This window comes from Ruegeria sp. SAZD011, from assembly GCF_059612545.1.
Map to the genome: position 1 here is coordinate 170,749 of NZ_JBXWQU010000026.1, position 17,719 is coordinate 188,467.

General features: G+C 64.3%; 20 protein-coding genes. 11 read left to right on the forward strand and 9 right to left on the reverse strand.

The features are described from left to right. Window positions 1-39: 39 nt before the first annotated feature. Window positions 40-906, reverse strand: coding sequence for a branched-chain amino acid aminotransferase (locus AC2FLM_RS14125; protein WP_496858740.1), 867 nt, complete (start codon window positions 904-906; stop codon window positions 40-42). A 157-nt stretch (window positions 907-1,063) separates the two neighbouring features. Here AC2FLM_RS14125 and AC2FLM_RS14130 point away from each other — a divergent pair, with 157 nt between their 5' ends. The 7 genes from AC2FLM_RS14130 to AC2FLM_RS14160 all read left to right on the forward strand — a co-directional run bounded on the left by AC2FLM_RS14130 (window position 1,064) and on the right by AC2FLM_RS14160 (window position 6,904). Beyond that, a complete protein-coding gene (locus AC2FLM_RS14130) occupies window positions 1,064-1,576 on the forward strand; it encodes a MarR family winged helix-turn-helix transcriptional regulator (RefSeq protein ID WP_234170773.1) in 513 nt (170 codons plus the stop codon). Then, on the forward strand, window positions 1,573-2,274 hold the full coding sequence (locus AC2FLM_RS14135; protein WP_234139928.1) for a response regulator: 702 nt from the start codon (window positions 1,573-1,575) through the stop codon (window positions 2,272-2,274). Before AC2FLM_RS14130 ends, AC2FLM_RS14135 begins: the two co-directional genes overlap by 4 nt. A gap of 25 nt (window positions 2,275-2,299) precedes the next feature. Continuing rightward, complete coding sequence (locus AC2FLM_RS14140; RefSeq protein ID WP_496858742.1) at window positions 2,300-3,226, forward strand: histone deacetylase family protein; 927 nt, start codon at window positions 2,300-2,302, stop codon at window positions 3,224-3,226. Next, a complete protein-coding gene (locus AC2FLM_RS14145) occupies window positions 3,223-3,465 on the forward strand; it encodes an exodeoxyribonuclease VII small subunit (protein ID WP_044027791.1) in 243 nt (80 codons plus the stop codon). Before AC2FLM_RS14140 ends, AC2FLM_RS14145 begins: the two co-directional genes overlap by 4 nt. Before the next feature lie 2 nt (window positions 3,466-3,467). After that, window positions 3,468-4,334: a polyprenyl synthetase family protein gene (locus AC2FLM_RS14150; RefSeq protein WP_496858744.1), complete on the forward strand. Its 867-nt coding sequence runs from the start codon at window positions 3,468-3,470 to the stop codon at window positions 4,332-4,334. Between the two features lie 15 nt (window positions 4,335-4,349). Next, window positions 4,350-6,278, forward strand: a complete 1,929-nt coding sequence (gene dxs / locus AC2FLM_RS14155) for a 1-deoxy-D-xylulose-5-phosphate synthase (protein WP_496858746.1) — start codon at window positions 4,350-4,352, stop codon at window positions 6,276-6,278. Window positions 6,279-6,385: 107 nt separating this feature from the next. Then, the gene (locus AC2FLM_RS14160) at window positions 6,386-6,904 is read left to right on the forward strand and encodes a P-loop nucleotide/nucleoside kinase family protein (RefSeq protein WP_496858748.1); all 519 of its coding nucleotides are present in this window, start codon (window positions 6,386-6,388) and stop codon (window positions 6,902-6,904) included. A gap of 33 nt (window positions 6,905-6,937) precedes the next feature. On the opposite strand, the gene AC2FLM_RS14165 is transcribed toward AC2FLM_RS14160, so the two are convergent. Then, complete coding sequence (locus AC2FLM_RS14165) at window positions 6,938-7,789, reverse strand: SDR family oxidoreductase (protein WP_496858750.1); 852 nt, start codon at window positions 7,787-7,789, stop codon at window positions 6,938-6,940. A gap of 88 nt (window positions 7,790-7,877) precedes the next feature. Between AC2FLM_RS14165 and AC2FLM_RS14170 the strand changes: the two genes are divergently transcribed. Continuing rightward, window positions 7,878-8,510 (forward strand): class I SAM-dependent DNA methyltransferase, encoded by a 633-nt coding sequence (locus AC2FLM_RS14170; RefSeq protein ID WP_496858752.1) that lies wholly within the window; start codon window positions 7,878-7,880, stop codon window positions 8,508-8,510. Between the two features lie 10 nt (window positions 8,511-8,520). Here AC2FLM_RS14170 and queF read toward each other — a convergent pair whose 3' ends face one another. The 6 genes from queF to AC2FLM_RS14200 form a co-directional block, all read right to left on the reverse strand. Continuing rightward, window positions 8,521-8,988 (reverse strand): preQ(1) synthase, encoded by a 468-nt coding sequence (gene queF / locus AC2FLM_RS14175; protein WP_234144597.1) that lies wholly within the window; start codon window positions 8,986-8,988, stop codon window positions 8,521-8,523. Window positions 8,989-9,009: 21 nt separating this feature from the next. Beyond that, on the reverse strand, window positions 9,010-9,729 hold the full coding sequence (gene queE / locus AC2FLM_RS14180; protein WP_496858754.1) for a 7-carboxy-7-deazaguanine synthase QueE: 720 nt from the start codon (window positions 9,727-9,729) through the stop codon (window positions 9,010-9,012). After that, window positions 9,726-10,082: a 6-carboxytetrahydropterin synthase QueD gene (gene queD, locus AC2FLM_RS14185; RefSeq protein ID WP_234144599.1), complete on the reverse strand. Its 357-nt coding sequence runs from the start codon at window positions 10,080-10,082 to the stop codon at window positions 9,726-9,728. The genes queE and queD overlap by 4 nt, the downstream gene beginning before the upstream one ends. After that, complete coding sequence (gene queC, locus AC2FLM_RS14190; protein WP_496858757.1) at window positions 10,082-10,774, reverse strand: 7-cyano-7-deazaguanine synthase QueC; 693 nt, start codon at window positions 10,772-10,774, stop codon at window positions 10,082-10,084. The genes queD and queC overlap by 1 nt, the downstream gene beginning before the upstream one ends. Before the next feature lie 170 nt (window positions 10,775-10,944). Beyond that, window positions 10,945-11,934 carry a sterol desaturase family protein gene (locus tag AC2FLM_RS14195; RefSeq protein WP_496858759.1) on the reverse strand — a complete coding sequence of 330 codons (990 nt, stop codon included), beginning with the start codon at window positions 11,932-11,934 and terminating at the stop codon, window positions 10,945-10,947. A gap of 78 nt (window positions 11,935-12,012) precedes the next feature. Next, window positions 12,013-12,768, reverse strand: a complete 756-nt coding sequence (locus AC2FLM_RS14200) for a class II aldolase and adducin N-terminal domain-containing protein (protein ID WP_496858761.1) — start codon at window positions 12,766-12,768, stop codon at window positions 12,013-12,015. A gap of 121 nt (window positions 12,769-12,889) precedes the next feature. On the opposite strand from AC2FLM_RS14200, the gene AC2FLM_RS14205 reads away from it, so the two are divergent. Further along, window positions 12,890-13,762, forward strand: a complete 873-nt coding sequence (locus AC2FLM_RS14205) for a LysR family transcriptional regulator (RefSeq protein WP_234165373.1) — start codon at window positions 12,890-12,892, stop codon at window positions 13,760-13,762. Between the two features lie 92 nt (window positions 13,763-13,854). Here the strand turns inward: AC2FLM_RS14205 and AC2FLM_RS14210 are convergent, their stop codons facing one another. Beyond that, entirely contained in the window at window positions 13,855-14,283 is a 429-nt protein-coding gene (locus tag AC2FLM_RS14210; protein ID WP_496858763.1) for a VOC family protein, read from the reverse strand. 112 nt (window positions 14,284-14,395) lie between these two features. On the opposite strand from AC2FLM_RS14210, the gene ade reads away from it, so the two are divergent. Both ade and AC2FLM_RS14220 read left to right on the forward strand, forming a co-directional pair. Then, complete coding sequence (ade, locus tag AC2FLM_RS14215; protein WP_496858765.1) at window positions 14,396-16,198, forward strand: adenine deaminase; 1,803 nt, start codon at window positions 14,396-14,398, stop codon at window positions 16,196-16,198. Then, the gene (locus AC2FLM_RS14220) at window positions 16,195-17,658 is read left to right on the forward strand and encodes an AMP nucleosidase (RefSeq protein ID WP_234221841.1); all 1,464 of its coding nucleotides are present in this window, start codon (window positions 16,195-16,197) and stop codon (window positions 17,656-17,658) included. Before ade ends, AC2FLM_RS14220 begins: the two co-directional genes overlap by 4 nt. Window positions 17,659-17,719 lie beyond the last annotated feature (61 nt).

Consider the following 17,719-nt stretch of genomic DNA (forward strand, 5'->3'; position numbering starts at 1 on the left):
CGGGTGACCGGCGCCCTCTCTCCAAAAAGGAGTCAGAACCTAGGCCCGAACCAGCGCCTCGTACTCCGCCGCGATATCGCGGGTCATCTGGCCCACTTCGAACGTATAAGGCCCGATCTGGCCCACCGGCGTCACCTCGGCGGCGGTGCCAGTCAGCCAGCACTGCTCGAACCCTTCCATCTCTTCCGGCTTGATGCGGCGCTCGTGTACGGTGATGCCCTTGTCCTTGAGCATCCCGATCACCGTCTGCCGGGTGATCCCGTTCAGGAAGCAGTCGGCCAGCGGCGTATGCACCTCGCCATCCTTGACAAAGAACACGTTGGCGCCGGTCGCCTCGGCCACATAGCCGCGCCAGTCCATGAACAGCGCATCCGAACAGCCCTTGGCCTCGGCCTTGTGCTTGGAGATGGTGCAGATCATGTAAAGACCCGCCGCCTTGGCATGCACCGGGATCGTCTCGGGGCTGGGCCGCTTCCACTCGGCAATGTCCAGCTTGGCGCCCTGCATCTTGGCATCGCCGTAATAGGCGCCCCAGGGCCAGACCGCAATCGCCATCCGCACCGGGTTGCGGGCCGAGGCCACGCCCATATCCTCGCCCGACCCGCGCCAGACCAGCGCGCGCACATAGGCATCGGTCAGACCGCTGGCCTTCAGCGTCTCTCCCTTGGCGGCCTCGATCTGATCGACCGAATAGGGCATCGGCATGTCCAGCGCCTGCGCACTGGCGACCAGACGTTCGGAATGTTCCCGGCTCTTGAAGATCTTGCCGTTATAGGCGCGCTCGCCCTCGAACACGGACGAGGCATAGTGCATGGCATGGGTCAGGATATGGACCTTGGCATCGCGCCAATCGACCAGTTCCCCATCCATCCAGATCACGCCGTCGCGATCGTCATAACCCGCCATTGTGTTCCCTCCAAACCAGGTCGTATTTCCAATTATTGCGCCAGCAAGTTCCACACCGGACACTATATTGCGCAAAAACTGCGACTCACTACCTGTTCAGTATTGGAATGTCAACAAGACTGACATAAAGTGACGAGGAACGACAAAGGTGCACCACATGTCCGACGCGCGACCATCACCGGTCTTTGGCGGTGAAAGCCTGCTGTTTCTGACCGACGAGCAGCTGCGGCAGGGGATCGAGGCGATGTTCTTCGCCTATCGCGGCTTTACCGCCGACCCCGACCGGATCCTGGCCGAGATGGCCTATGGCCGCGCCCATCACCGCGCGATCCACTTCATCAACCGCGCGCCGGGCACCACGGTGAACAACCTGCTGGCCATTCTGGGGGTCACCAAACAGTCGCTGAACCGCGTTCTGCGCACCCTCATCGCCGACGGCCTGGTCGAAAGCCGGGTCGGCACCCAGGACAAGCGCGAACGACACCTGTTCCTGACCGAGGCAGGCGCGGCGCTGGAGGCGAAACTGTCGGATGCGCAGCGCGCCCGGATGCGCGCCGCATACAAGGAGGCCGGGCCCGAGGCGGTCGCCGGGTTCCGCCAGGTATTGGAGGCGATGATGGATCGCGAGATGCAACGGGCCTATGTCAAACTGCGGGACAGCGGCTCATGAGTGCTTTTGACGCCCATCTGCTGATCGTCGACGATGACGAACGCATTCGCGACCTGCTCAAGAAATTCCTGATGCGGCACGGGTTCCTTGTGACCGCCGCGCGTGACGCCGAACATGCCCGGCGCATCCTTTCGGGGCTGGATTTCGACCTGATCGTCATGGACGTGATGATGCCGGGCGAGGATGGTGTCAGCCTGACCCGCGCCCTCCGCAAGAGCTTGAGCACGCCAATCCTGCTGCTGACCGCCCGTGGCGAGACAGAGCACCGGATCGCCGGGCTGGAGGCTGGCGCCGACGACTATCTCGCCAAACCCTTCGAGCCGCGCGAACTGTTGCTCAGGATCAATGCAATCCTGCGCCGGGTGCCCGATACCAGCGCCCAGGACGCGGCACCCAAGTTCCTGCAACTGGGGCCGATCCGATATGACATCGAACGCGGCGAGATGTGGCAGGGCGACCAGCTGGTCCGTCTGACCGCCACCGAAAACCAGTTGATGAAGATCTTTGCCGCCCGTCCGGGCGAGGCGATCACCCGCACCAAGTTGGTCGAGGATCTGGGCCGCGACCGGGGCCAGGCCCAGGAACGCGCGGTCGATGTGCAGATCACCCGTCTGCGCCGCAAGATCGAGCCCAACCCGAAACAGCCGCGCTATCTGCAAACGGTGCGCGGCGCGGGCTACATGCTGGCACCGGACTGATCCCGGCCCGCCCAAAGGAATGCCGATGACCACCGCCCTGATCACCCATGCCGACTGCCTGACCCATGTCACGCCGACCGGCCATCCCGAACGGGTGGCGCGGCTGGAACATGTGCTGCACGCCCTCGAACCGCTCGACCTGCGCCGCGTCACCGCGCCGCTGGCCGCCGAAGACGACCTGCTGCGCATCCATCCCGCGGGCTACATCGCCGATATCCGCGATGCCCGCCCTGACGAGGGGTTCACCCAAATCGACGGCGACACCTTCCTGTCGTCCGGCTCGGTCGATGCAGCCTTTCGTGCCGCGGGCGCGGTTGTGCGCGCCGTCGACATGGTGCTGGGCGGCGAGGTGCAGAACGCCTTTTGCGCCATCCGCCCGCCGGGCCACCATGCCGAGCGCGAAACCGCGATGGGGTTCTGCCTCTTCGGCAATGCCGCGCTGGCCGCGAAACACGCGCTCGACCATCACGGATTGCGCCGTGTGGCGGTGGTGGATTTCGACGTGCACCACGGCAATGGCACCCAGGACCTTCTGTGGGACGAGGCGCGCGCGCTGGTGATCACCAGCCAGCAGATGCCGCTCTGGCCCGGCTCGGGTCGCCCGGACGAGGATGGCGCGCATGGCCAGATCCTCAACATCCCGCTCGCCCCCGGCACCGGCGGCGCCGAGATGCGCGCGGCCTACACGGCCCAGGCCTTCCCGCGCCTGCGCGCCTTCATGCCTGAACTCATCATCATCTCGGCCGGGTTCGACGCCCATCAGGATGATCCGCTGGCCAACCTGAACTGGTCCACCGCAGATTTCGCCTGGCTCACCGCCGAGCTGTGCACCCTGGCGCAAGAGCTGTGTCAGGGCCGTATCGTCTCGACTCTCGAAGGCGGTTATGATCTGAACGCGCTCGCCGCCGCAACGCGCGCGCATGTACAGGAATTGATAAAGGCCGCGACATGACCGAGACCCCCGTCGACCAGATGAGCTTTGAACAGGCGATGAAAGAGCTGGAAACCGTGGTCGGTCAGCTTGAACGCGGCGATGTGGCGCTGGATCAGTCCATCGCGCTTTACGAACGCGGCGCGGCGCTGAAAAAGCGCTGCGAGGACGAGCTGAAGCGCGCCGAGGAAAAGGTTGCCGCCATCACGCTCGACTCCAATGGTCAACCGACGGGCACCAAGCCGGTCGAAGGTCTCTGACCATGTTCGGCGAAAGGCTGGCGCAGGACGCCGCGCTGATCCAGCGCAGTTTCGACACTGTGCTGGGCGCGCTGGAGCCGCTCGACATCACCCGCGCCATGGCCTGGACCACCGAGGGCGGCAAGCGCCTGCGCGGCTTTCTGGTGCTGGAAAGCGCCCGGCTGCATGATGTGGACGAGGCGCGCGCGATCTGGCCCGCCACCGCCATCGAGGCGCTGCATGCCTACAGCCTGGTGCATGACGACCTGCCCTGCATGGACGACGACGACCTGCGCCGGGGCCGCCCCACCGCCCATGTGAAATGGGACGAGGGCACCGCCGTGCTGGCGGGCGACGCGCTGCATTCGCTGGCGTTTGAGCTGTGTACCCGCCCCGAGACAGGCAGCGCCGAGACCCGCGCTACCCTGGCGCTCACGCTGGCACAGGCGGCGGGCGCGCGCGGCATGGTACTGGGTCAGGCGCTGGACATCGCCGCCGAAACCGCGCCCGAACCGCTGACACTTGACCAGATCACCCAACTGCAAGCGGGCAAGACCGGCGCGCTGATCGAATGGTCCGCCGCCGCCGGGGCCGTGCTGGCCGGGGCCGACCCGGCCCCCTTGCGCCAATATGCCCGCGCGCTGGGGCTTGCCTTTCAGATCGCCGACGACATCTTGGATGTCGAAGGCGATGCTGAAAAGGCGGGCAAACGGCTGCAAAAGGACGCCAGCGCGGGCAAGGCCACCTTTGTCTCGCTCTTGGGTCTCGACGCCGCCAAGGCGCAGGCGTGTGACCTTGTCGAGCAGGCCTGCGATGCCCTCGCCCCCTATGGCGCCCGCGCCGAAACCTTGAAGGAAGCCGCCCGCTTCGTTATTGCGCGCGAGAACTGAACCACGAAGGACGCCATGTCTGACCGCCCGCATACCCCGCTTCTCGACCAGGTGACCCGTCCGGCGGACCTGAAACGGTTTTCCGACGCGCAGCTCACCCAGCTCGCGGGCGAGCTTCGGGCCGAGACCGTCTCGGCCGTCTCAGTCACCGGCGGCCACCTGGGCGCGGGTCTGGGCGTAGTGGAACTGACGGTGGCGCTGCATGCGGTGTTCGACACCCCGCGCGACAAGGTGATCTGGGATGTCGGCCACCAGTGTTACCCGCACAAGATCCTGACCGAACGCCGCGACCGCATCCGCACCCTGCGGATGAAGGACGGGCTTTCGGGCTTCACCAAGCGCTCCGAGTCGCCCTATGATCCGTTCGGCGCCGCCCATAGCTCCACCTCGATCAGCGCAGCCCTCGGGTTTGCCGTGGCGCGCGACCTGGGCGGCGTGACGCCCGAGGGGCTGGGCGACGCCATCGCCGTGATCGGCGACGGTTCCATGTCCGCCGGCATGGCGTTTGAGGCGATGAACAACGCGGGCCACCTGAAAAAGCGCCTGATCGTCATCCTCAACGACAACGAAATGTCGATCGCCCCGCCGGTCGGCGCGCTGTCGAACTACCTCTCCCGCCTCTATGCCGAGGCCCCGTTCCAGGAGCTGAAAGCCGCCGCCAAGGGCGCGGTCTCGCTCCTGCCCGAACCTTTCCGCGAAGGCGCCAAGCGCGCCAAGGAGATGCTCAAGGGCATGGCCGTCGGCGGCACCTTGTTCGAGGAGCTGGGGTTTTCCTATATCGGCCCCATCGACGGGCACGACATGCACCAGCTTTTGCCGGTCCTGCGCACCATCAAGGCCCGCGCCACCGGCCCGATCCTGCTGCATGTGCTGACGAAAAAGGGCAAGGGTTATGCCCCCGCCGAACGTGCCCGCGACCGCGGCCATGCCACCGCGAAATTCGACGTGGTGACGGGCGAGCAGAAAAAGGCACCGTCGAATGCGCCCTCCTATACCTCGGTCTTTGGCAAGGCGCTGGTCGATCAGGCCGCCCGCGACGACAAGATCGTCGCCGTCACCGCCGCCATGCCCGACGGCACCGGGCTGAACCTCTTTGCCGAACGCTACCCCTCGCGCTGTTTCGACGTGGGCATCGCCGAACAGCATGGCGTGACCTTCTCCGCCGCCCTCGCGGCGGGTGGGCTGAAACCCTTCTGCGCGATGTACTCGACCTTCCTGCAACGCGGCTACGATCAGGTCGTACATGATGTGGCAATCCAGCGCCTGCCGGTGCGCTTCGCCATCGACCGCGCCGGGCTGGTCGGCGCCGACGGCGCCACCCATGCGGGCAGTTTCGACATCGCCTATCTGGCCAATCTGCCCGGCATGGTGGTCATGGCCGCCGCGGACGAGGCCGAACTGGTGCACATGGTCGCCACCGCCGCCGCGCATGATGACGGTCCGATCGCCTTCCGCTATCCGCGCGGCGAGGGCGTGGGCGTCGAGATGCCCGAACAGGGCAAGGTGCTGGAGATCGGCAAGGGCCGGATGATCCAGAAAGGCGCCCGCGTCGCGCTCCTCTCCTTCGGCACAAGGCTGGCCGAGGTGCAAAAGGCCGCCGAGACGCTGGCGGCCCGGGGGATCACCCCCACCATCGCCGACGCCCGCTTTGCCAAACCGCTCGACCGCGACCTGATCCTGCAACTGGCCGCCGATCACGAAGCGCTGATCACCATCGAAGAAGGCGCCGTCGGCGGCTTCGGCAGCCACGTCGCGCAACTGCTCTCGGACGAGGGCGTCTTCGACCACGGGCTCAAGTTCCGCTCGATGGTCCTGCCCGACACGTTCATCGACCAATCCAGCCCCGAGGACATGTATGCCATCGCAGGCATGAATGCACCCCAGATCGAGGCCAAGGTGCTCGAAGTGCTGGGCGTGGCGAAGATCGGGGAGAAGCGGGCTTAGCCATCTGGCTGTCAAATGCGGTCTCTCTCTGAGTCTCGCTGCGACGTTGGCTGCCCGCCGTCAGACCCGGAGGATCAATCCGTCGGCTAGAAAGAATGGATACCCGAATGCCACCTTCTGCACCAACCCTGCATATGCTCTGCGGCAAGATCGGATCCGGGAAATCGACCCTTGCTGCCCGTTTGGGACGCGTCGAAGGAACGGTGCTGATTGCCGAAGACGATTGGCTGAGCGCTTTGTTTTCTGATGAGATGTCGTCGCCAAAGGACTACATGCGCTGCGCGGCCAAGCTGCGGGCGATCATGGGGCCACATGTCGTTTCGCTTTTGAACGCCGGGGTTTCGGTCGTCCTTGATTTCCCGGCCAACACGACCGAGAACCGCGCCTGGATGCGCAGCATCCTTGCCGCATCGAATGCGTCACACCAATTGCACGTCATGGCGACCCCGGATGAAATCTGTCTGGAACGGCTGCATGCCCGCAATGCAAAGGGGGATCACCCCTTTGCCGCGACCGAAGCCCAGTTTCAGCTGTTTTCCAAGTATTTCGCAGAACCCACGGCAGACGAAGGGTTCAATATCGTGCTGCATGGACCTGAAGAGGCTGACGGGCCAGAGCGGTCGTGACAACGGACGCGGCCCTAACAAGCCCTTTCCCGGTCAATCCCCGCTTTCGGCCTGCAAGGCCTCCAGCCCCACCCGGTAGTTGGGGTATTTCAACTGCACACCCAGTTCACCCTTGATTCGGTCGTTTCGCACCCGCTTGTTCTCGCTGTAGAAACTGCGCGCCATCGGGGTCAGATCGGCCTTGTCGAAATCCACCGCTGGGGGCAAGGGCAGGCCCTGCAACTCGGCCGCATAGGCGATCACGTCCTGTGGCGGCACCGGTTCGTCATCGCAGACATTATAGACCGATCCGGGGTTGGGTCGCGCCATCGAGGCCGCCAGGACCTGGGCGATATCCTCGACATGGATGCGCGAGAAGACCTGTCCCGGCTTGATGATCCGGCGAATGCCGCCCTTGCCCAGTTTCGAGAATGGCCCGCGCCCCGGGCCGTAGATACCGGCCAACCGAAAGATGTGAATCGGCAGACCCGGAATCGCCTGCCATTGCTGTTCCGCCATCACCCGCCAGCGCCCACGTGCGGCCAAGGGGCTGAGCGGCGTCGTCTCGTCAACCCAGGCGCCTCCATGGTCGCCATAGACGGCGGTGGTCGACAGGTAACCGACCCAGCGGAACTGCGCCGCTCGCGCCGCGATCTGCTCCCCCAGCGCCGCCAGCACCGGATCGCCCGCGGCATCGGGCGCGGTCGAGATCAGCAGATGCGTGACACCGTCAAGCAAAGGCTCCTCGCCCGGCCACAGCAACGGCTCGGCACCCGAGGCGCGGATCGCCTCGATCTGGTCGGGGTTGCGGCTGGTCCCGATGATGCGCCAGCCTTGCGGCGCCAGCGCCCGCGACAGCACCCGGGCGGTATAGCCATGTCCAAAAGAAAGCAGTGTTCCAGTCATGGGATCCTAGATGCGGCGCCCATGCGCGATGTGCAAGCGCTTGATCGACGCACTTGATTCGAATCCGCTCTTGGGCCTTCAATTGGGGATGAGCATCAAAACACCCGATCTGGACGCGGCCTATCGCCTGCAATCGCCCGAGGACAACCGGCAGCTCTATGCCGAATGGGCGGGCGATTATGACGACGGTTTTGCCGCGCGTGAAGACTACCAGCTGCCGATGCACACCGCGCGTGCCTTTGTGGCTGCGGGGGGGCAAGGGCCGGTGCTGGATGTGGGGGCCGGAACCGGTCTGTGCGGCGCCATTCTGGCGGGGCTTGGTGTAGGCCCGATCGACGCCGCCGATATCAGCGCCGAGATGCTGGACCGCGCCATGCGCAAGGACATCTATCGCGACGCCATCGAGACCGACCTGAACCATGGCATCCCCGCCCCGCGCGAGAGTTACTCCGGCATCGTGTCCTCGGGCACCTTCACCCATGGCCATCTCGGCCCCGAGGTTCTGCCTGCGCTCTTGCGCGTCGCCCGGCCCGGCGCGCAATTCGCGCTGTCGATCAACGCCGCGCATTTCGACGAGAAAGGCTTTGCCACCGCGCTGCGCGAGATGGAGCGGGGGCAGATCGAGAACCTCAAACTGCCCCAGGTCCGGATCTATGGCGATCTGGCCGCCGGTCCGCACAAGGACGACATGGCGTTCATCGCGCTGTTCGAGAAGTCCTAGGGACCTGAACCTAGCCCCGCCCGCGATAGGTCGGCACGCCCTGATCGGGGATCCAGACACCCGGCAATTCCGGCCCGGTCTGATAGAACACGTCGATCGGAATGCCGCCGCGCGGATACCAATAGGCCCCGACCCGCAGCCATTTGGGCGCCAGCAGCTCGACCAGCCGCTTGCCGATGGAGACGCTGCAATCCTCGTGAAACGCGCCGTGATTGCGGAACGAGCCGAGATAAAGCTTCAGCGACTTGCTTTCCACCAGCCAGTCGCCCGGCACATAGTCGATCACGATATGGGCGAAATCGGGCTGCGCCGTCAGCGGGCAGAGCGAGGTGAACTCGGGCGCGGTGAAGCGCACCGCGTATTCGGTGCCCGCCTGCGGGTTGGGCACCTTTTCCAGCACCGCCTCGTCGGGCGAGTTCGGCAGCTCGGTCTTGCCACCCAGTTGGGTCAGGTTTGCATAGATGTCCTGATTGGCCATTGTCTTGCTCCTCTCGGCGTCTCAGACGCCGCGCTTGTTGCCCCAGACCAGCACATGCAGCTGCGGCAGGATTGTGGGGGTGAACCATCGGTCGGCCAGAGCTCGACCGATCAGCCATTCATAGCGTGTCATGATACCGTCCATGTCGATGGCAGCATCCTCGGCATCGGGTGGCGGAGGGGTGTGGTTGCCCGGTTGCAGATAGATCGGCAGGTTCGGATAACGCGCCGCCATCTCGCGCGCCCAGAGGTAATCGGTCTCGTCGAACACCACGATCTTGATCACCGTCACGGCATCGCGCGCCCGCGCGATACAGTCGGCGAACCGGTCCCAATCGACCGTTTCACCGGACGAAGGCGGCTTGGGGCTGAGGATCAGGGGCGACAATTCGCGGAACCAGCCGCGCGCGACCGATCCTTGGGTTTCCAGCGCAAAGCGATAGCCCTGCGCCTTGCCCATCTCGATCAGCGACCCGAAATCCTGAATTGCCGGGTTGCCGCCTGACAGCGAGACCGTCAGAGGAACCCCACCGGACAGGCGTTCAACCTCAGCCCAGACCTGTTCCGTGGTCATAGGCGCCCATGTATCACGATAGGCGCTGTCCACCGCATGCAGACTGTCGCACCAGGAACAACGGTAATCGCAACCGCCCGCCCGCACGAACACGGTGGGCGCGCCGATCACCGCGCCCTCACCCTGTATCGTGGGGCCAAAGATTTCGGCGATGCGCAGCGTGGTCATGGCCGGTACTCGGCCCAGGTCTTGGGCGTTTCGCTGACCCGCACGGCGCTGGTTTCCGCCCAGCGCGCCTTGCAGAAGTCATAGACCTCTTTCGCCAGCCGCTCGGACGTGACCATGTCATGGCCGAACACCTCGTTCAGGTGACGATGGTCCAGCGCGTCGTCGATCCAGGTCTTGAGCGGCTTCAACTCGCGGTAATCGCGGACAAACCCGTTGGCATCCAGATCGGCGGCGGCCAGTTCGACCTCGACGATATAGTTATGCCCGTGCAGCCGGGCACAGGGGTGGTCGTCGGGCAGATGACATAGCTGGTGCGAGGCCGAGAAATGGAACTCCTTGGTGATCCGGTACATCAGCGCCCCTCCACCGCCGCGCGCCAGAACTCGGGGTCGGCATAGACGGTCGGGTCCTCGACGCCGGCCAGATGGAAGGCCTCACGCCGCTCGACACAGGTGCCGCAGCGGCCGCAATGCACCTCGCCCCCCTTGTAGCAGGACCAGGTATCGGCAAAGGGCGTGTTGTGGCGCGCGCCCTCGCTCACGATGGCCGATTTCGGTTCGTGCACGAAGGGGGTGTAGAGCCGGACATTGGCATAATCGTCCAGCGCCTGCGCCTGCATCGCCTCGAAGGCCTCGGTAAACCCGGGGCGGCAATCGGGATAGATGAAGTGATCGCCGCCATGCACGGCGGTCGCCACCGCATCGGCCTGTTTGGCCGCGGCGATGCCGAATGCGATGGCCAGCATGATGGCATTGCGGTTGGGCACCACGGTGATCTTCATGGTGTCCTCGGCATAATGCCCGTCGGGCACGTCCACATCATCGGTCAGCGCGCTGCCCGACAGATGCGCGCCGATCTGGCGCATGTCGATCAGGTCATGCGGCACGCCCAGCCGCGCCGCGGCACGGGCGGCAAAATCCAGTTCCTTGCGGTGGCGCTGACCGTAGTCGAAAGAGATAAGGCCGATCAGATCGTGCTCTGCGGCCACCTTGTGGGCCAGCGATACCGAATCCAATCCGCCGGAGCAGATGACAAGTGTCTTCACGTTTGGGTCCCTTGTTTTCATAAGCCGGGTAGGCTGCGACCGGCGCCCGGATGATCCGGACCGGGCGCCTGTAGCAGAGGCGCGGGGCAAAGGTAAAGACCCCGCACGCGCGCATTCTAAAACGTGAAAGGCCGCCCAAGCGGGCGGCCCTGCCAAACCTGTCGACCGGTTCAGGTATACATCTGTTTCTTATAAGCGCGGGTGCGGGTGGTCGCCTCGGCGCTGCCGTCGTGGAAGGTGCCAAACCACTTGTCGAACGGGATCTCGGAGGTGCCGTAATTGCACTCGAAATAACGGTGATGCAGCTGGTGAAAGAAATCCCCGGTCTTGGCGGCCTCGGTCTCGCCCGCCTTGATCTTCTCGAACCCCGAATGCGACAGGATCGGGCTGACCTGCTGGAAATAGATATGAAACAGCAGGTGCAGCGGGTGCGAGGGCACCACGAGGTGAATGAAATAGGTCGTGAAGTAGAGGATGTTCTCGTACCAGTGGTTCGAAATGCCCGACCACGGGCCGATATTGACGTTGCGGTGATGCACCGCGTGCACATGCTTGTAGAGCTTCGGGTGATGCTCCAGCCGGTGCACCCAGTAGAAATGCAGCCCCGACCACATCGGGATGAAAAACATCCAGACCACGAACCAAACCGGCGCCTGTGCCCAGGAGACGGTGGGCACCCAGCCATTGGCCATGACCCAGTAGATCAGCCACTGATAGACCGTGCAGACGGTCATCGCGCTGCCCAGCGTCCACCAGATATTGTCCCAGACCTGGTTGCGAAAGGTAAAGGTACCGTTATCGCGGGTCAGGTCGCGGCGGTCGAACTTCTTGTACATGCCCTGGCCCTTGCGCATGTAAAGCCACCAGTGCAGACCGCCCGCGACCAGGATCTGCGGCACCATGTTCAAGAGCCACACCCGGAACATCCAGCCGGGCGCAAAGCTCTGCATCGCCTCAAGCGGCGGCAGGAACCAGGCATAGGCCGCAACGGCCAACGCCATACAGAGTGTCAGCGAGGTCAGTTGCAGCCACGCCCCGCGATACCAGCGCAGAACCGCCGCCGGACGTGGCGGCCAGCTGAACAGCGGATTCAGCCCCACGGGATTTTCGGGGCGATAATTCCAGCGTGCCGCTTCGGCATCCTGACTGAAATCGGTCATCGTCTTTCCTCGTCTTTGGACAAGCGCCATCCTCCGGCGTCCACGGGCCGGTGCAGGCAGGTTGCGGTTTTCAAAGTGTCAACTGGCGTAGGTCGAGCCTTCACTATCCAGCACCGCCTTGACCTCGCGCAGATGCGCCTCGGCCTGGCCTGGATAGTCGTCAAGCTCCTGCGCCGTCTTCTCGGCAATCTCGTCGCTCAGCATCCTGAGCGGGCGGCCCGTCTGCAAGGCGCGGATATAGGTCTCGGCGGCGCGCTCGAAATAGTAGAGCCGGTTCAGCGTATCGCCCACGTCGCTGCCGATCACCAGCACGCCATGGTTGCCCATGATCATCACCCGCTTCTTCGGGTCGCTCAGCATCGAGGCACAGCGCTCGCCCTCGCTTTCGAACGCCAGCCCGCCGAATTCATCGTCAATGACATAGCGGTTGTAAAAGGTCGCTGTGTTCTGGTCGATCGGCGGCAGGGTGCTGTCGGCAAGGCTCGCCAGCACGGTGGCAAAGATCGAATGCACATGCATCACGCAACGCGCATGCGGACAGCGGCGGTGGATCGAGCCATGCAGGCCCCAGGCGGTGGGATCGGGGGCACCCGGCATCTCCATCGTCTTGGGGTCGTTTGCGTCCAGCAGCAGCAGGTCCGAGGCGCGGATGCGCGCGAAATGCATCTGGTTGGGGTTCATCAGGAACTGCGTCCCCTCGGGGTTCACCGCCAGGCTGAAATGGTTGGCGACCCCTTCATGCATGTTCAGCCGCTCGATCCAGCGAAAGGACGCGGCCAGATCGACGCGGTCCTGCCAGTGGTCGATATTGGGGCGCAGGCTGGTGACGGACATGGGTTTGCTCCTGATCTCGGGCTGGCGGTGTGACTGCCCAAAACCTGCCTTTTGACATTAGGTTTGACCAACGAAAAATTCACCCATTTCGCATTAGAAACACTTATGGCAAGGTTATGGGATGCAGAACCCCCTTCCCCCGCTGGGCTGGTTGCGCACCTTCGAGGCCGCCGCCCGCCACCTGTCCTTTACCGGCGCCGCGCGTGATCTGAACATGACGCAAAGCGCGGTCAGCCAGCAGATCAAGGCGCTGGAATCGCACCTTGGGCAGCCGCTGTTTCACCGGCGGCCCCGGGCGCTGGAACTGACCGAGGCCGGGATCACCTATCTGCCGGTGGTGCGCGAGGCGTTCCGCACCCTGATCCGGGGCACGCGCGCGGTGACCGGCGATCACCAGAACACGGTGCAGGTGCAATGCAACATCACCTTCGCGGTCAACTGGCTGGGCCCGCGCCTGCCCCGGTTCCGCGCGCTGCACCCGGATGTGCATCTGAACATCTTCACCGAGCTTTGGGAGCCGCGCGAAATGGCCGAAGGCGCGGCGGTCGAGATCCGCTATTCCTTGCGACCGGCGGATACGGTGCGGACCGAATTGCTGACAACCGATCGCTATTTCCCGGTCTGTGTTCCGGGCTATCCGGTCACGCTTGAAAACCTGCATGAACAGCCGCTCTACGACTGCTCGAACCTGCTGTCGAACTGGGCAAGCTGGGCCGAAGACGTGGGCCTGCCCTGGCCCAATCCACCGATCACCTATGCCACCACCTATATGGTCGGGCTTTCCGTGGCGATGGCAGGCGGCGGGTTATGCATGGGGCACAAGGTGATCGTGTCGCGCCTGTTGGCCGAGGGTCGCCTGATCACCCCTTTCGATCACAGCGTGCAAATGCCCGAAGCCTATTACCTGCTTTTGTCACCACAGGCCGAGGAGACCCCCGGCGCGGTCGCCTTTGCCAACTGGATCCGGACCGAGATCGCCCGCGAGGCCGGGTGATCCGGGAAAGGGGCGCTCCCGCCCGTCGTCGATGCCGCTGGCGCAGCCCCTCCTCCCGTTGGGCCGGGCAGCGCGCCCTTGGCGCGCTGCAGTCACGCGCTGTCCTTGGGCCGGCTCGGCACCCAGGCATAGCCGTTGTCGCACAGGATATAGGCCTCGCGCAGGCCATGAGGCTTGTCGGTCGGCGCTTGAAGGATGGTCGCGCCAAACCCCTCGGCCCGCGCCACCGACGCATCGGGATCGCTGTCATAAAGCCTGATTTCGAGGCCCCCGCCGCGCGGCGGGTTCTCTGGCAAAAGCCCCAACAGCGGGTTCGCATGATAGGTGCCGTCGCTGTGCAGCTGGAACACCTGCGCACCATAGGTGACAATGGCGAAATCCGCTGTCACCTGATGCGACCTCATCGCGAAAACAGCCTCTAGAAAAGCACATTCCGCCGCAACATCCCGCACCAACAGGTTCAGCCCGATCCCCCTGAGCGACCGCCCGAACCCATCTGCATCTATCGTATCATAATCCATTCCGTCAGGGTCACGCCGACCGCCTGCCGCTGTCAAGCGGGCAATGACGAAGCTTTGATGAAACCCTTTCGGCGGGGCTTGCACCCGGTCGCGGTTTCGGAAAAGCTGCGCCATGGAACACAAGACTTTCCCCGATTGGGCCGATGTGGCCCCCCGTCTGGTCGCTGTCGCCGCAGGCCGCGAACCGGCAGACATGATCATCCGTAACGGCATCTGGATCAACGTGCACACGCGCGAGGCACTGCCCGGCCACTCCATCGCCATTGCCGAAGGGCGCATCGCCTTTGTCGGCCCCGATGCCAGCCATTGCACCGGACCCGACACCCAGATCATCGAGGCGAACGGCCGCTATATGATCCCCGGTCTTTGTGACGGGCATATGCATATCGAAAGCGGCATGCTGACCCCGGCGGAGTTTGCCGCCGCCGTGATCCCGCATGGCACCACCACCATGTTCACCGACCCGCACGAGATCGCCAATGTCCTTGGCCTCGCCGGTGTGCGGATGATGCATGACGAGGCGCTGATGCAGCCCGTCAACATCTTTACCCAGATGCCGTCCTGCGCCCCCTCGGCGCCGGGGTTGGAAACCACCGGATATGAGATCACGCCCGAGGATGTGGCCGAGGCGATGACATGGCCCGGCATCATCGGTCTGGGCGAGATGATGAACTTTCCCGGTGTCACCAATGCCGACCCCAAGATGCTGGCCGAGATCGCCGCCACCCAGCGCGCGGGCAAGACGGTGGGCGGGCACTATGCCTCGCCCGATCTGGGTCCCGCCTTTGCCGCCTATGTGGCGGGTGGCCCGGCCGACGATCACGAGGGCACCTGCGAGGCCGATGCCATCGCGCGCGTCCGGCAGGGCATGCGCAGCATGATGCGGCTGGGCAGCGCCTGGTATGACGTCGAATCCCAGATAACCGCGGTGACCGAAAAGGGGCTCGATCCGCGCAACTTCATCCTGTGTACCGACGATTGCCACTCGGGCACGCTGGTGCATGAAGGGCATATGAACCGGGTGGTGCGCCATGCCATCGCCTGTGGCTGCGACCCGATGATCGCGCTGCAAATGGCGACGATCAACACCGCCACCCATTTCGGGCTGGAGCGCGAGTTGGGCTCGACCGCACCCGGCCGCCGGGCCGACGTGATCCTGACCTCGGACCTGCGCGACCTGCCCATCGAGATGGTGATCGCGCGCGGGCAGGTGGTGGCCGAGAACGGCAAGATCACCGTCGAATGCCCGCATTACGACTGGCCCGATACTGCCCGCAATACCGTGCATCTGGGCCACACGCTCAGCGCGTCCGATTTCGAGATCAAGGCGCCAACCGGCGCCAACCGGGTCCGCGCCAATGTGATAGGCGTGGTGGAAAACCAGGCGCCGACCAAGGCGCTGAAAGCGGAACTGCCGATCATCGGCGGGCTGGTCGAAGGCGAGGGCGATGTCTGCCAGATCGCGCTGGTCGAACGCCACCGCGCCACCGGCGGCGTTACCAATGCCTTTGTCTCGGGCTTTAGCTATCAGGGTCGCATGGCCATGGCCTCGACCGTGGCGCATGACAGCCACCACATGATCGTGGTGGGCACCGACCGCGACCAGATGGCGCTGGCCGCAAACCGGCTGGCCGAGGTCGGCGGCGGCATCACCATCTGGCGCGAGGGCCAGGAACTGGCGCTGGTGGAACTGCCCATCGCCGGGCTGATGTCCGACAGCCCCGCCGCCGAGGTCGCCGCCAAGGCGCAGAAGATGGTCGAAACGATGGCCGCCTGCGGCTGCACGCTCAACAACGCCTACATGCAGCATTCGCTGCTGGCGCTGGTGGTGATCCCCGAACTGCGTATTTCCGATCTTGGCCTGATCGATGTGCGCAGCTTTCAGCGGATCGACCTGCTGGAGCCACTTGCATGACGCAGCTGATCACCCCCGAAACCCCCGAACCAGCTTTTTTCACCGACGCGGCCCAGGCTGTCGCGCGGCTCGAAGCGCTCTACAATCAGTCGACCGGTTTCCTTTGTGACAGGTTCAGCAGCGCAATGCAGGGTCTGGACCCAGGCACCCGATTTCGCGCCTATTACCCCGAGATCCGCTTCTCAACCTCGTCTTATGCGCAGGTGGACAGCCGGCTCAGCTTTGGCCATGTTTCGCATCCCGGCACCCATGCGACCACCGTCACGCGGCCCGACCTGTTCCGGTCCTACCTGACCCAGCAGATCGGCCTGTTGATCCGCAACCATGGCCAACCGGTGCAGATCGGCGCGTCGACCACGCCGATCCCGCTGCATTTCGCGGTGGCAAATGCCCCCGATCTGGTTGTCCCACACGAAGGCGCCGCCGGATTTACCCTGCGCGACGTGTTCGACGTGCCGGATCTGGCCACCACAAATGACGATATCGTCAACGGCACCCATGTGTCCGAGGACGGCTCGGGCCCGCTGTCACTGTTCACCGCGCAGCGGGTGGATTACTCGCTGGCCCGGCTGGCGCATTACACCGCCACCGACCCGGCGCATTTCCAGAACCACGTCCTGTTCACCAACTACCAGTTCTATGTCTCCGAGTTCGAGGCCTATGCCCGCGCCCAGCTGGCTGATCCCGACAGCGGCTACACCAGCTTTGTCAGCACTGGCAATGTCGAGATCACCACGGCCGACGCCACGCTGGATACGCCCGCCAAACTGCCGCAAATGCCGTCCTACCACCTGAAACGTGCCGACGGTTCGGGCATCACCCTGGTCAATATCGGCGTCGGCCCTTCGAACGCCAAGACCGCGACCGACCATATCGCCGTTTTGCGCCCGCATGCCTGGTTGATGGTGGGTCATTGCGCCGGCCTCAGGAACACCCAGGCGCTGGGGGATTTCGTGCTGGCCCATGCCTATCTGCGCGAGGATCACGTGCTGGACGACGATCTGCCGGTCTGGGTTCCGATCCCGGCGCTGGCCGAGATCCAGATCGCACTGGAACAAGCGGTGGCCGAGGTGACAGAACTCAGCGGTTATGACCTGAAACGGATCATGCGCACCGGCACCGTCGCCACCATCGACAACCGCAACTGGGAACTGCGCGACCAGTCGGGCCCGGTGCAACGCCTCAGCCAATCTCGCGCCATCGCACTCGACATGGAGAGCGCGACCATCGCCGCAAACGGCTATCGATTCAGGGTCCCATATGGCACGCTTCTTTGTGTCAGCGACAAGCCGCTGCATGGCGAATTGAAGCTTCCCGGCATGGCCTCGACCTTCTATACCACGCAGGTCAGCCGCCATTTGCGCATCGGGATCAGGGCCATGGAAGCCCTGCGTGGCATGCCTCTGGAACGGCTGCACAGCCGCAAATTGCGGTCATTTGACGAAACAGCCTTCCTCTGACTGCGGAAAAACGCCGAAAATCCCCTATTTTCGGGATTTTCGGCGCTACTATTCGTTGTGT